The following is a 13,699-nucleotide window of genomic DNA, read 5'->3' on the forward strand; positions in this document are numbered from 1 at the left end:
GATTTACAAAACTTTGGTAAAGTTTAAAGGATTTAAATGATTGAAGGAGTTGGAATGTAATGGATTCAACAAAGAATGAAGCAGTGAACTTGGATGATCCTTCACTTTATAATAATAGAGAGCTAAGCTGGTTGGATTTTAATTACCGTGTTCTGGAAGAGTCACTGGATCCTCGCAATGCCTTGCTCGATCGCTATAAGTTTTTAGCTATTTTCAGTTCAAACCTTGATGAATTTTTCATGGTGCGAGTTGCAGGCTTGCTGGATCAAGTGAAAGCAGATTTCAATAAACCAGAGAACAAGGCGGGACTAACACCGAAAGAACAGCTGACAGCGATACATAAACGCACGCATGATCTTGTCAGAAAACAGGACTATGCTTTTTTACATGAATTATCCCCTTTACTTGAAAAAGAGAATGTGAAGTTTTTATCAATGGATGAGGCTTCTAAGGAGTTTTATTCGTTTTTAGAGAACTTCTTTGATGAAGAAGTGTTTCCTGTACTAACACCTATGGCAATAGATGCATACCGGCCATTTCCTATGCTTTTAAATAAATCCTTGAACCTTGCAGTTGTCGTAGAAGATAAATCAGCCGAAAGCAAGAAACTATTTCCCTTTGACGGCAATCTAGTACTCGTACAAGTCCCTGCAGTGATCAATCGATTTATTGAACTTCCTAAAAAGAATAATGTAAGACAGTTTATTTTATTAGAAGACGTCATCACTTTATTTACTCATAAACTGTTTGCCGGTTATCAGGTGAAGTCTGTAACTCCATTCCGAATTACCCGTAATGCGGACTTAAATATCCATGAAGATGAAGCGGAAGATTTACTTCAGGAAATTGAAGAGGAATTAAAAAACCGCAAATGGGGAGCAGCTGTACGTTTGGAAATTAAGAAAGGCTGTTTTGATCAGCAGGTAATGGACTATTTACTATCTGAGCTGGAGATTCATACTGATGATATCTATACACTTGAAGCACCTCTTGATATGACGTTTCTGTTTGGTTTCTACCGGACAATTGAAGCAACACATGAACATCTGCGCTCGCAATCATTCATACCTCAGCCACCGATCGACCTTGAAGGCGACGGGGACATTTTTACAAAAATACGGCAAAACGACGTGCTTCTTCATCACCCTTACGAATCGTTTGAGCCAGTAATTGATTTTGTATCACAGGCAGCGGATTGTAAATCTGTTCTTGCAATCAAGCAAACTCTTTATCGTGTTAGCGGAGACTCTCCTATTATAAATAGTTTAAAGCGTGCTGCTGCTAATGGAAAACAAGTAACCGTTCTTGTTGAGTTAAAGGCGAGATTTGATGAAGAGAATAATGTTCAGTGGGCTAAGGAATTGGAAAGAGCAGGCTGCCATGTCATTTATGGGCTGAATCATTTAAAAACACATAGTAAAATAACACTAGTAGTCAGACGTGAAAAAGGAAGAATTCAGCGCTATGTCCACTTAGGAACTGGCAACTATAACGATTCCACGGCTAAACTTTATACAGACATGGGCCTCTTAACATATAACGAAAAAATTGGCATAGATGCAACTAACTTTTTTAACTATCTCAGCGGTTATATGGACAAGCCCGATTATCATTACTTATCTGTTGCGCCGTTTGCGATCCGGGATACGTTTATCGAGCTGATTGATCAGGAAATTGCCTTTCATAAAGAGCATGGAAACGGAAAAATCGCTCTTAAGATGAATTCATTAACAGATAAGATTATTATTATGAAACTATATGAAGCTTCAATTGCTGGCATAAAAATTGATCTGATTATTCGAGGGATCTGCTGTTTGCGTCCTGGAATTACAGGGGTCAGTGAAAATATAACAGTGCGCAGTATTGTTGGCACATTCTTGGAGCATACAAGAATCTATTGTTTCCATCACAATGGTGAAAACAAAGTTTTCTTGTCATCCGCAGACTTAATGACCAGAAATATGGAAAATCGAGTAGAAATCCTATTCCCGATTCTAAATATCGAATTGAAGAAACGAATCGACGAAACAATGAACATAATGCTTAGTGACAACTGCAAAGCTCGTGAACAAGCACCTGATGGTTCTTATCATTATGTTAAAAAACAGCCAGGAGAAAGAGATATCAACAGCCAGCTCCTATTATGCGAAAAAGCTGCAACCAAAGTAATCCGCGAAAAGAAATACGAAGACCCGGTTGCACAGTTTAAGCTATTATTTTCAAAACGGAAGAACTAAGTAGAGAAACACCTCCAGGCTGGGGGTGTTTTTTTGTGCTATAAATTACTTTTTAGAAAATTTTAACTATTGTGGTGATTTTTATATTATAATCTTAGCAATATATGAAAGGGGGAGTAATTGTGAGTGCCTGTTTTATTTGCAATAAACATGCTGGTGACTTGCCAGCTTCAAATCTTAAAATCTATGAAGATGAATATGTATATGCTGGGCATATTGATCGAGATGGACAGCCAAACTACCTTGGTCACATCATGATTGATTTAAAAAGACATGCAGCATCTCTAGCTGATATGACAATGGAAGAAGCCAGATCTTTTGGAATGATGATGACTAAATTGAGTAAGGCACTAAAAGATAGTGAGCAGGCTGAACATATTTATGCTTATGTAATGGGTGATGCAGTCCCGCATTTGCATATGCACCTTGTACCAAGATATCCTGGTACACCGAAGGAACATTGGGGTCCAAACGCCGTTTACGATTGGAATGCTGCTCCCATGGGAGAAGAAAATGAAGTTTACAATTTATGTGCCCGGATAAAACAGCACTTGGAAAATTATAATGAGTGATTTTGAAAATTTCATATGGATTGGAAGTCAGGAGACTTTTATTGATGCTCCGAATATACAACGATTTCATTCTATATCAGTGGGAAGATTCGGCGGTAATTCCAGTGCTGGTCAAAATAAGAATGAAGATGGATGTTTAATATGGTGTAATGAAAAAGAGGATTGGGAGTTTATGATCCTTTTGGATGCTCATCATACATCAGAAAGTGCCCAGTTGATTTTAGAGGTTTTTCAAAAAGAGCAAATTCAGATAAAGGACGTGTTATCTGAACCAATTCAAGATGCTTTTAAAAAGCTGGAAAAAAGGATTTTGCAATTGTTTCAATCTGAAGAGTTTTTAGCCTCTTGCCGAAAGGTTACAGGTGAAACAGCATGTTTGATCGTGTTCCGCAAAGGACAATATTTATGGTGGTTTTCCGTAGGTGACTGTGTATTATATCTGTTTCATGAAGAGTTAGCTGCCTTAGGTCAGTTGGAAGTTAATCAAAGACAATTTTATGAATGGATTGGACGAGTGAACACATTTGAACAGCAAGTCCCCTGCTACAGCAGAGGTGTCCGAGAGTTAAGAGAGGGAGAAAACCGGATATTCTTAACAACGGACGGCTTGCTGGAATGTCCTAATAAACCTTACTCAAACCCTACAAACATTTATAATTCTTTTCTCAATTCGGATAATGATAAAACGAATATAATGTCAATGTTAGAGGTCATTCAAAATAACGGTGTTAAAGATAGTACAACCATTATTTCATGGAATGTACATAATTCTATGGAAGCTGTAAGACCAAGCGAATAGGCACGTTAAATCAAGAAAGGATCATTATAAAATGAGAGCCGAAGAAGAAATGATGAACCTTATAATCGGTTACGCCATGAACGATAACCGTATCCGAGCAGTGTATATGAATGGTTCACGGACAAATCCCAATGCCCCAAAAGATCTCTTTCAGGATTTTGATATTGTTTATGTCGTGACAGAAACAGCGAGTTTTATACGTGATGAATCGTGGATCCTTCATTTTGGTGATTTACTGATGATTCAGGAACCAGATAAAAATGATCAGGCATGCGGTGAACGGACAGATTTTGATCGATCCTATAGTTATTTAATGCTTTTTACAGATGGAAACCGAATCGACCTTCATATTGAAACAGAAGAAAGTATGAAAGAAAGATTTGTGTCTGAAAAATTAACATTGCCACTATTAGATAAAGATCAAATTTTACCAGCAATTGATCCGCCTTCAGATGTGGATTATCACGTATGTAAACCGACAGAGGCTATGTATGCAGGCTGCTGTAATAATTTCTGGTGGTGTCTGCAAAATGTAGCAAAAGGGATCTGGCGTGATGAGCTGCCATATGCAAAGCAAATGTTCGAACAGGTCATAAGACAGGAATTAGATAAAATGGTTTCTTGGCGAATTGGCAGCGAACATAATTATAAGGTGTCGACAGGCAAAATGGGCAAATACTTTAAAATATATCTGCCAGCCTCTTATTGGGAACTTTATAAAGAAACATACTGTGACTCTGATAATTATTCATTTTGGGAATCTATTTTTAAGACATGTAAACTCTTTCATATGTTAGCACAAGATGTAGCTGATCATTTATCATTTACATACCTCATCGACGAAGAGCATAATATGATGAAGTATCTTTGTGCAGTAAGAAATTTACCTAAGGATGCCCAGAAGATATTCTAATCAAACTAAATTTTAATGAACCAGCAAGGATACATGATGTATCCTTGTTTTTTTATATTGTGAAACATCGTGTGAAACAAGAAACTTCGAGTTTATTCGAGGGATTTCGGGGCGTCACTGTGACACATTAAAAAATTTAGTACTAAAGCATTAAATCTCTTCATATCTTATTTCTAGTAATACAAGGATATAATGATTCCTTGTATTTTTTGTGTGGAACATTTTGTGAAACAAGAAAATCCGGGGCGTCACTGTGACGGTCCGAACGGCCCGACGGCCCAAACCAAAAAATCCAAATAAATCTGAAAACGATAAGAATCACGAGAAATTTGAAGAAAATGGTATAAAAGGGTAATAATTTGGCGGAATTTTCTTTTTGTGTTCTTTTTATAATAGTTATATATTCTATATAACGAACAAAAATGATTAAGAATGGAAAATCGTTCAAATGCGTATTTTTATCTTTATTACTAATTTTGCTATCATGTTTTGAACAATCAGTTAAAGCAGATTCTGTTTCAGATTCAGATCTGCATGTTGTGATTGTGTATTCATCTGAAACTGGGAAGGTCACAGAAAACATTAAGCTCCTTGATATGCTGATCGGCCATTTTTCTCCTAATATGACATTTTTACCTAGCAGTGAGATTGAAGAAGCAGATCTTCAAGATGCAGACGTTCTTTTTTACTACGGAGAAGTGGTAGAAGTTCTGCCAGCTAAAGTCGGATCATTATTTGATTCTTTTACAAAAACTAAGGTCGCATTAGGATATAATGTGGAGTATTTGGGAGATGATTATGATTTTATCCAGTTCGGTGACAATGTATTAATTAATGAATTAGTGCTGGTGGAAGGAAATAAGAAAAACGAGCTTGGGGATCGGCTTATTTTTCAAATGAAAGACTTAAAAGAAGCCGAGGTGCTAGTTAAAGGGGCAGGAAACGGAAAAGAGTATCCACTTTTTATAAAAAAGAATGAGCTTTACTATCATGCTTCCTATCAGATTGATTCCTTGTTTTCCACCTATTTAGGCGAGGTTTTTCATGAAGTGTTTAAAGCTGATCATCCAGAAGGACATCCTGCTTATCTTCGACTGGAAGATATCCATCCATTAACCGATCATACCATCATGAAGGAAATTGCCGATATATTCATAGAAAAAGAGATACCTTATATTATTTCTGTCATTCCGATTTATCGTAATCCAGAAACAGGTGAAGAGTATCATTTCGGAGACTTTCCAAAACTATTAGAAGTGCTGAAATATATGCAGGAAAATGGAGGGCGAATTATTCTGCATGGATACACACATCAATACAAAGCTGATGAGACAGGAGAGGGATTTGAATTTTGGGATGTGGATGCCAACATGCCAATAACGGTGCCTCCTGATGAAACGCCCGAAAAAAAACAAAGAAGTGACTTTCAGACAGAAGATGAATATTTAGCGTTTTTAGCGAAGCAAAAGGCATTTGAAGTTGACTATATTAAAACGAAAGTGACAAAGGGAATTCAGGATTTAGTCAGTTATGGGCTCATCCCATATGCCTTTGAAGCACCACATTATACGATGAGCCAAAGCGGATATGAAATCCTGTCTGAACACTTCTCGACCTATATAGGTCAGCTGCAGCTAGGAGATCGTGATTGGCAGATCATGGCACCAGCACCATACGCTACGAGTCCGACCTTTTTACATGGGATGAATCTTCTGCCTGAAACAATCGGCTATGTTGAGCCTGATAATCCTCATGCAATTGATGAAATGATGAAAAAGGCAGAGGAGATGACCGTGGTCAGGGATGGTTATATTGCTGGATTTTATCATCCTTATTTAGGGGTGGAAAAATTTAAAGAGCTGATCGGCCGGATGGAGCAGATTCCTAATTTGCAATGGATTGATCTGCAGCAAACAAGCAATGTGGTCCAAGTTGATAACATTACTGTAACTGCTGAAGAAACAGAGGAACTGAGTGTAAACGTAGAATATTTTGAGCTATTAAAAGACTCACCAGAGTTTTATAATCCAAAAGTGAAATCAACCGCTGACAATACAATGTGGTTATTTGCACTAAGTGCCGGCGGGATGGTTGTTCTGTTTGTGCTCTATGCAGTCATTATTAAGATACGGCGCATGCGGACCGAAAAGGGGAAATATTATGGTTAATTTTCTTTTTTATCTCAGCCTGTTTCTGATCTGGTTTATGCTTGTTTATCATATGTTTCTGATGCAAGGCGGATATATGCATTTCTTAAGATATCAGAAAAAAGCAGATTTATGGGAAAAACGGATGGCATATTACCCAAAGGTAAGTATTATTATTCCTGCTCATAATGAAGAAGTGGTGATTGAGAATACGATTGAGGCAATGATTCGTCTTAAATATCCGCGCAAGAGATTAGAGCTTATTATTGTGAATGACAACTCGACTGACAACACAGGGGCAATTATTAATAAGTATGCAAGAGCCTATTCCTTTATTAAAGCCATTCATACAAAGCCGCCCTATGCAGGCAGAGGTAAATCTGGTGCCTTAAATTCAGGGCTTGTGGCGGCAACCGGTGAATATATCGTTGTTTATGATGCTGATAATCAGCCGGAAGAGGATGCCGTTTATTATCTTGCACAAGCGTTGCAAAACGATCAAAAGGCTGGAGCAGTTGTTGGCAAATTTCGAGTTCTCAATGCAAATAAAAATATGCTGACATCCTTTATAAATATTGAGACCATTACGTTTCAGTGGCTCGCTCAGGCTGGAAGATGGTTTTGGTTTAAACTGACAACCATTCCCGGCACTAATTTTGCTATTCGGAGATCTATTTTAGAAGAATTAGGGGGATGGGATGAGCGTGCCTTGTCGGAAGATACAGAATTGAGTATTCGTGTTTACAACCTTGGCTATCATATTCGCTTTTTTCCAGCAGCAATTACGTGGGAACAGGAACCAGAAACCTTTAAGGTATGGTGGAAGCAGAGGACAAGGTGGGCAAGAGGCAACCAATATGTTATTTTGAAATTCCTAATTCAGTTTTTCCAGCTGAAAAACAAAAAAGTCTATCTCGATCTCTTTTATTTTCTCTTTACCTATATGCTTTTTCTAGCAGGAGTACTCGTTTCAAATTTATTGTTTGTGCTCAATCTATTTATGGATTTAGATATTTCAGCAGGCGGGATATCCTTAGTCTTACTAGTTCTGGCTTTCCTTTTGTATATGACTGAGATTATGCTGGCATTGAGTATTGAAAAAGAGCAAGCCACCTTTAAAAATATGCTAGCCGTCATCCTTATGTATTTCACTTATTCGCAAATCTGGCTTGCACTTGTTGTTTATTCTCTATATTTAGAAGCGAAAAGAGTGCTGCTAAAGCAGGATGTCGTTTGGTATAAAACGCAGCGGTATAAACAAACCTCATAAGGATTTGCACTTAAATATTTCTCGGGAAAGCGCAGGATTAGACGTTTTTCGGCTTTATCTGATGAAAAATATTGAAATAAAAAATGCAAGGCTACACAGCGGCAGCCTTGCATTTTTTCTATTATATGGCCAAAAATTGGGCGTGAAACATTTCTGTGAAACAAGATTTTCCGGGGCGTCACTGTGACGCATACAAAACCAGCGCCAAACTAATTCCGCCCATAATTGCAGAAGATACAAGGCCAACGAGGAGCGGACGCAGCCCAGCGGCTTTGATTTTTTTGATATCGGTGCCTAGTCCGACACTGGCCATGACCATGATAATGATAAATTTGGCCATGCTGCTCGTTTGATCTGTCCAGCTTTCAGGCAGTGAGATGAAGGAGTTTAGGGCAGCTGCTCCCGCAAAAAATAAAATAAAAACAGGAAACGATTTTTTTATTGCTGTCCATTTGGTTTCGGCACCGTCATTTTGTTGCGATTTCATTGAAAATAAAAATGATAAACCAATAGCTGCAGGAACAAGCAGCAGCGTACGCATCAGCTTTACAACAACAGAGGTATCACCTGCTTCATTGCTAAAGCTGTATCCAGCAGCAACCACAGAAGAAGTATCATGAATCGCTGCTCCAGCCCAAACACCGAATTCATGATGGGACATGTTCAGCATGTTTCCGATTAAGGGATAAATAAAAACGGCCAGCACATTAAATGCAAAAATGGTATTTACCGCATATAATGTTTCTTCTTCTTTTGCTTTAATGATGGAACTGGATGTGACGATTGCTGTCGCTCCGCAAATTCCTGTTCCAAGACCAATTAATAGGGGGATGTTGCCATGCAATCCTGCAAGCCTGCTAATGAAAAAGGTAAGGAAAACACCTGAAATGACGGAAATAATAACAATAACAAGGGCATCAACACCCACACTGGCAATTTGGCTGAAACTATAGCTGAAGCCGAGCAGAATAATGGCCAGCTTCAGCAGTTTTTTTAACGTATAGCCAACCCCAGGTCCCAAAAAGCTGGGAACACCCAAAAATTGTCTGATCATAAAACCAATTAAAATACTAAAAATAGCTCCGCCAACAACTGGAAACATACTGCCTAAATAGTTTGCCAGAAGAGCAATCAAAAGAACAAATAAGATTCCGGGAAAAAATGTTTTCATCCATCCATAAAATATAGCAACCATTCGATGTACCTCACTTCCAAAAATAAATCTAAGTAACAGTTTATCTTGTATTATAGAAAATAACATCCAAATTGCCGTTTTTTCTTTACATTAATTGAATTTCCACTATGAAGATTGAATTATCTAAAAAACACAGCTACAATGATAGTGGAAAACTATGGTTACGGCTAAGATCCTAGATTTTAAATCAAATAGTGAGGAGTGATTCCGATGGAACAGCAAACGGACATTTACCGCGCAGCAAAAGAAGGAACACTAGAGCGCGCTTTTTCTGATATGATCGCCGTTTTGCCAGGTGTAATCACACTTGAGCAAATGAAGGAGCGAATATTTGCATTAAACAGTGATGAACTAAACTGTAATATTGTACATGAAGACGAAGCGGGAATGATGATTGAATTACAGTACGGAGACATCATTCTTCCCTATGAAATTGAAGTAAACCAAGCACCAGAAGGCATCGAATATAAAGATTTTTTTCGTCAAGGCACATTATTAGAAGAATCAGTTTATGAAGAAGCCAAAAATGGAACAGAAGTTTTTATTCGTACTCTTTTTCAAGGTGACGCACTAATTGCATATTATAACCAGCTGGAATTTATATGGCGGGCAGCTCCAGATTTATTATTTGTATTAGATCATAGTGCAGCCATGAAGGTTATTACAAAAGAATATATATCCTATTATGTAGGGAACGACTTGCTGCCAGATATACAAGATTTATATATTATTCATTCGATCTATGAAGATGGAGGAGAAGAAAGGGATTCACAGTACTGGTTCCACACACATGGCCTTCTTCGAACGGGTCTTACGGAAGTGGAACTGATTATTCCTAGCAGACTATCTTCTTATTATGGGATTCCTGACCTTTTTAGCACGTTTGTTCATAATTGTTTTGAGCATGGATATGTGCCGTTAAATGAGCCAGCGATTATTGCACATAGCCAAGAAGGGGACATACGAGTGATTGCTGTACCTTGGGAAGAAGCTCTTTCGTATGTCGGAAAAAAAACGAAGGTTACAAACTTAAAAGACATCGAACATGAAGAAGTTCGATTGCAGCCGCTGGATGCATCATTTGAGTTTTTAGGTAATATGGACGATCGGGATGATATACACCAGCAGCCATCCTGCCTATTATTTCAATACGACGGGAATGATGACAGTATAGTCTGCTTTGATGTCGAATTTACATTAAATGAAGGTTTAATGTTTTTCAAAACGACAAGCGAAACGGAACGAATGGCATACAACGCCAAACAAAGCTTTGGTTATTTTGCTAATATTCGTGATACATATGGAGATGAAGATGAGTTTCAATTTCTAGTAAAAATCGGTATTCCATATGCAGAGGAAGAACATGAACATATGTGGTTTGAAGTAACACACATAACTGATCAAGAAGTATCAGGCATCTTATTGAATGAACCTTATTTTTTGCCTGATATGAAAAAAGACCATGAATATACACTGAATTTTAATCAATTAACAGATTGGGTCATATACAGAGAAGAAGATATGATTAATCCAACTAATTTATATCAATTTCTTAAATAATTTTATTCAATGAAAGGTGGCGTTTCCAATGACAGTACAAAACAAAGAGGTTCTAACCGTTTAAAGAAGCGGGAAATGATCTCATTTCTCGCTGACAAAAAGTGAGGAGAAATGCAGATGTTAACGTTAAAAGGAAAATACAATGAAGCAATTTGCTATACAGACATGGTGGATGACGCCACGATCGGGCAAATTATTACTCTATGTAACCAGGAATTTGTGAAGGAAAGCACCATTCGCATAATGCCTGATACGCATTCCGTAAAAGGGAGCGTTATTGGAACAACCATGACGGTGTCCAATAAGGTTGTGCCTAGCCTAGTTGGCGTTGATATTGGCTGTGGTTTATATGTAGCTAAAATAAAAAAAGGCCGCATCAAAATGAATTTTGAAAAACTGGATCAATTGATCCGTGCAAGAATTCCGAGCGGGCATCAAACATTTGATCAGCCGCAAGCAGCCTTTGACCTAAGTGGTGTACATGCGTCCATTCATCAGGGGTGGGCACAGAGAAGCCTTGGCACACTTGGGGGAGGCAACCATTTTATCGAAATAAATGAAGGAAAAAACGCCATTTATCTTGTCATTCATAGCGGCAGCAGAATTTTAGGCAAAGAGATCGCCGAATATCACCAAGAGACAGCATATCAAAAACTATCTGTTGAAAGAAAAGAGTTAAAAATTCAGATGAAAGATCTGAAAGAGCATGGTGATTTAGAAGCTGCTGAGCAAACAGAAGACTTGCGTAATGACCGCAAAATTCCTTACGAGTTATCCTATGTACAGGGTGAGGACCTTCAGCATTATTTACACGATATGAACATTGCCCAAAACTTTGCAGCTGCCAACCGTGCGCAGATGGCAAATACGATTCTAAAAGGAATGAAATGGCATAAGGACATAATCGAAACTTTTGATTGTCCGCATAATTATATTGATTTGGATGAAATGATTCTGCGTAAAGGTGCTGCTTCTGCAAAAAGTAAGCAGCAGCTCATCATTCCACTAAATATGAGAGACGGCAGTATTTTAGCTGTCGGCAAAGGAAATGGCGCATGGAATTTTTCTGCTCCACATGGGGCTGGCAGAATGCTGAGCCGCTCAAAAGCAAAGGCGCAAATTAGTTTAGAGAGCTTTCAGAAATCAATGAAGAATGTATGGACTACATCTGTGTCAAAGAAGACATTGGATGAGGCACCTCAAGCCTATAAACCAGCAAAAGAGATCGAAAAAAGCATTCAAGATACAGTGGACATCATTGAGGTGATTAAGCCTTTGTATAATTTTAAAGGGTAACTTAATAATGTTTATGTCCGAAGGTAAACAAGAAGAGGTTGGCATAAAACGAGTATATTATTTCTAAAACACGGATGTTCAATGATCATCGTTTGGATATTAAACCAAGCCCGTTCCATTGCGCTGCGGACACTCGCTTTCCGTGGGGAGGAAGCTGAGCCTCCTCGTCGCTGTCGCTCCTGCGGGGTCTCACCCTTTCCTCTATTGCCCACAGGAGTCGAGTGTCCTCCGCTTCATTTCACTCACGTTGAAAGAGAAATACTTTATATTAACCAAATAAAGAACCGAATGATTGGAAAAATTAATTTCCTAACCATTCGGTTCTATTGTTATGTTAGAACCTGTATTCTAGCCTTTTATTTAGTTTATGGTATTCGGTACTTATTTCAGTCAATTTTATATTGTTTGTTTTCAGAGTTAGATTTTGCAATTCCGGTAGAGCTTCTCTCAATCAGGACAGGGTTATAAATAATGGAATCCTGTCTTAATTTAGGTGAATTTTTGTTCTCTACAGCGGAAACAATCCATTTTGCTGCATCCAATCCCATTTGCGTTTTTGGGTGGGTAATCGAAGTAAGCTTGATTTCAGACGCTTCTGCCAAATAGGAGTCATCGTAACCGACTATTGAAATATCTTCAGGAATTTTTATTCCTAAAGTTCTAAGTAAATCTAAGATTTTCAAGGCAAGGGTATCGTTATAACAGATGATTCCTGTAGGTGCCGTATCAGTAGGTATTAATCTATTTTTCATTTTGTTTAAGAGCTCTTCATTATCATCTTCTGTTGTATAAGTGATAATCATCTCTGGAAATAATGAAATATTATTTTCTCTGAATGCCCTAATAAAGCCCTTCATCCGATTAATTCCCTGAAGATCATCCGTTTTAAAAAAACCAACGATATTAACGTGACCTTGTTTGATCAGATGCTCCGTAGCAAGAAATCCGCCTTTCTCATCATCAAGGATGAGATGTGGTGGGTTTAATTGCGAGTAGAATTGATTAATCATTAAATAGGGAATTTGGTTTTGTTCGAGCTGTAAATAATAGTTGATATTTGGGTTAAAGCTGCTACTTTTGGTAGGTTCAATAATAAGTCCATCAATATTCCTGTTTAGCATCATTTCAAGACATTGTTTTTCTTTCTCTAAGTCATTATCCGTACATGCGAGGATTAATGAGAAACCATGATTAGTTAAATAAGATTCAATCCCTTTAATGATCGAAGGAAAAATATAATCTGATATATAAGTTGTAATTACACCGATACTTTTCCCGGATGATTTTGAATGACTGTTAGGGTCTTCGTGGATTTGATTGGAGCAAAAGGTTCCTGCTCCTTGTTCACTATACAGCCAGCCCTCATGAATTAGGTCTCCTATTGCTTTACGAATTGTATGTCTGCTGACCTCAAACCTCTTTATTAGTTCATTTTCAGACTGTATTTTTTCTCCTGGTTTTACATCTCCTTTTATGATTGACTCCTTAATTTCTTCTTTTACTATCATGTATTTTTTTGATTGTGCCATATCATCACCGCTTCCAAGCTGCTACGCTTACTTATACGTATATATTATTATTCAATTTTAAACAAAAGAGCGACCTAAGTCAAAAGAAGTTCATTTTTTATGAATTATTAAAATATTTATCTTTTCATTTATGGTAATAGATGTTAATATAACGGTAAAGTTGTACGTATAAGTTTAGAGG

At 37.7% G+C, this 13,699-nt stretch carries 10 protein-coding genes; 8 read left to right on the top strand and 2 right to left on the bottom strand.

Annotated features, from left to right (window positions below; all coding sequences use genetic code 11):
• The first annotated feature begins 59 nt into the window (after positions 1 to 59).
• From J1899_RS10855 to J1899_RS10880, 6 genes are all read left to right on the top strand, one after another.
• Positions 60 to 2,237, top strand: coding sequence for an RNA degradosome polyphosphate kinase (locus J1899_RS10855; RefSeq protein ID WP_214478643.1), 2,178 nt, complete (start codon positions 60 to 62; stop codon positions 2,235 to 2,237).
• 122 nt (positions 2,238 to 2,359) lie between these two features.
• Positions 2,360 to 2,809, top strand: coding sequence for an HIT family protein (locus tag J1899_RS10860; protein WP_156495783.1), 450 nt, complete (start codon positions 2,360 to 2,362; stop codon positions 2,807 to 2,809).
• Complete coding sequence (locus tag J1899_RS10865) at positions 2,802 to 3,608, top strand: PP2C family serine/threonine-protein phosphatase (RefSeq protein ID WP_066445948.1); 807 nt, start codon at positions 2,802 to 2,804, stop codon at positions 3,606 to 3,608. The genes J1899_RS10860 and J1899_RS10865 overlap by 8 nt, the downstream gene beginning before the upstream one ends.
• 31 nt (positions 3,609 to 3,639) lie before the next feature.
• Positions 3,640 to 4,521, top strand: a complete 882-nt coding sequence (locus tag J1899_RS10870; protein WP_214478644.1) for an aminoglycoside 6-adenylyltransferase — start codon at positions 3,640 to 3,642, stop codon at positions 4,519 to 4,521.
• Positions 4,522 to 4,943: 422 nt separating this feature from the next.
• Positions 4,944 to 6,689, top strand: a complete 1,746-nt coding sequence (locus tag J1899_RS10875) for a polysaccharide deacetylase family protein (RefSeq protein ID WP_214478645.1) — start codon at positions 4,944 to 4,946, stop codon at positions 6,687 to 6,689.
• Positions 6,682 to 7,938: a glycosyltransferase family 2 protein gene (locus tag J1899_RS10880; protein ID WP_214478646.1), complete on the top strand. Its 1,257-nt coding sequence runs from the start codon at positions 6,682 to 6,684 to the stop codon at positions 7,936 to 7,938. Before J1899_RS10875 ends, J1899_RS10880 begins: the two co-directional genes overlap by 8 nt.
• Before the next feature lie 178 nt (positions 7,939 to 8,116).
• Here the strand turns inward: J1899_RS10880 and J1899_RS10885 are convergent, their stop codons facing one another.
• Positions 8,117 to 9,133: a YeiH family protein gene (locus tag J1899_RS10885; protein ID WP_214478647.1), complete on the bottom strand. Its 1,017-nt coding sequence runs from the start codon at positions 9,131 to 9,133 to the stop codon at positions 8,117 to 8,119.
• A 210-nt stretch (positions 9,134 to 9,343) separates the two neighbouring features.
• Between J1899_RS10885 and J1899_RS10890 the strand changes: the two genes are divergently transcribed.
• Both J1899_RS10890 and J1899_RS10895 read left to right on the top strand, forming a co-directional pair.
• Complete coding sequence (locus J1899_RS10890) at positions 9,344 to 10,693, top strand: DUF4026 domain-containing protein (RefSeq protein WP_214478648.1); 1,350 nt, start codon at positions 9,344 to 9,346, stop codon at positions 10,691 to 10,693.
• Positions 10,694 to 10,810: 117 nt separating this feature from the next.
• A complete protein-coding gene (locus J1899_RS10895) occupies positions 10,811 to 11,989 on the top strand; it encodes an RtcB family protein (RefSeq protein WP_214478649.1) in 1,179 nt (392 codons plus the stop codon).
• A gap of 386 nt (positions 11,990 to 12,375) precedes the next feature.
• Here the strand turns inward: J1899_RS10895 and J1899_RS10900 are convergent, their stop codons facing one another.
• Positions 12,376 to 13,518 (bottom strand): GntR family transcriptional regulator, encoded by a 1,143-nt coding sequence (locus J1899_RS10900; protein WP_214478650.1) that lies wholly within the window; start codon positions 13,516 to 13,518, stop codon positions 12,376 to 12,378.
• Between the last annotated feature and the right edge of the window lie 181 nt (positions 13,519 to 13,699).

This window comes from Cytobacillus gottheilii, assembly GCF_018582665.1.
In the GTDB taxonomy this organism is placed as follows: Bacteria; Bacillota; Bacilli; order Bacillales; family Cytobacillaceae; genus Cytobacillus; species Cytobacillus gottheilii.

Coding starts and splice junctions, on each gene's coding strand:
- J1899_RS10855 (WP_214478643.1), top strand. CDS start 60: ATGGATTCAACAAAGAATGAAGCAGTGAACTTGGATGATCCTTCACTT.
- J1899_RS10865 (WP_066445948.1), top strand. CDS start 2,802: ATGAGTGATTTTGAAAATTTCATATGGATTGGAAGTCAGGAGACTTTT.
- J1899_RS10870 (WP_214478644.1), top strand. CDS start 3,640: ATGAGAGCCGAAGAAGAAATGATGAACCTTATAATCGGTTACGCCATG.
- J1899_RS10875 (WP_214478645.1), top strand. CDS start 4,944: ATGATTAAGAATGGAAAATCGTTCAAATGCGTATTTTTATCTTTATTA.
- J1899_RS10880 (WP_214478646.1), top strand. CDS start 6,682: ATGGTTAATTTTCTTTTTTATCTCAGCCTGTTTCTGATCTGGTTTATG.
- J1899_RS10885 (WP_214478647.1), bottom strand. CDS start 9,133: ATGGTTGCTATATTTTATGGATGGATGAAAACATTTTTTCCCGGAATC.
- J1899_RS10890 (WP_214478648.1), top strand. CDS start 9,344: ATGGAACAGCAAACGGACATTTACCGCGCAGCAAAAGAAGGAACACTA.
- J1899_RS10895 (WP_214478649.1), top strand. CDS start 10,811: ATGTTAACGTTAAAAGGAAAATACAATGAAGCAATTTGCTATACAGAC.
- J1899_RS10900 (WP_214478650.1), bottom strand. CDS start 13,518: ATGGCACAATCAAAAAAATACATGATAGTAAAAGAAGAAATTAAGGAG.